Below are 515 nucleotides of genomic sequence, written 5' to 3'. Positions count from 1 at the left end.
CTTAACCTAGGCCGGGAGGATGGACTTGCGATCGTCCGCAATCTGGCGACAAAATCGGATGTTCCTATCATAGTGATCAGCGGCGACCGGCTTGATGAGGCGGAAAAAGTGGTTGCACTGGAGCTCGGCGCAACCGATTTCATTCCCAAGCCTTTCGGGATGCGCGAATTCTTGGCCCGCATTCGAGTAGCGCTACGCCAGCGCATTTCTAGTCCGCGAACCAGAGAGCAGCGCTCATTTCGCTTTGGGGCCTGGAAGCTCAGCGTGAAGCAGCGGCGACTGATCTGTGCGGAGCGTGGCGAGGTCAAGCTTACCGCATGTGAGTTCAATCTCTTGATCGCATTTCTGGAGAACCCCCGCAACGTGCTATCCAGAGAACGGCTTTTGCTCGCGAGCCGTGTGCGTGGAGAAGAGGTGTACGATCGAAGTATCGATGTCCTAATCATGCGCTTGCGCCGAAAGCTGGAGGCTGATGCGGCCAACCCTCGCCTGGTCAAAACATCCCGTGGCGCAGG

Annotated in this window: 1 protein-coding gene; it reads left to right on the top strand. The window is 57.3% G+C overall.

Translation table 11 applies throughout. From position 1 onward, the window contains the following. Positions 1-515: two-component system response regulator VirG (gene virG, locus NKI99_RS33815; RefSeq protein ID WP_352613758.1), on the top strand; the 515-nt coding region annotated here is incomplete at both ends.

Source organism: Mesorhizobium sp. M0239 (assembly GCF_040321815.1).
Lineage (GTDB): Bacteria > Pseudomonadota > Alphaproteobacteria > Rhizobiales > Rhizobiaceae > Mesorhizobium.
This window is presented reverse-complemented; position numbering and strand designations above follow the sequence as displayed.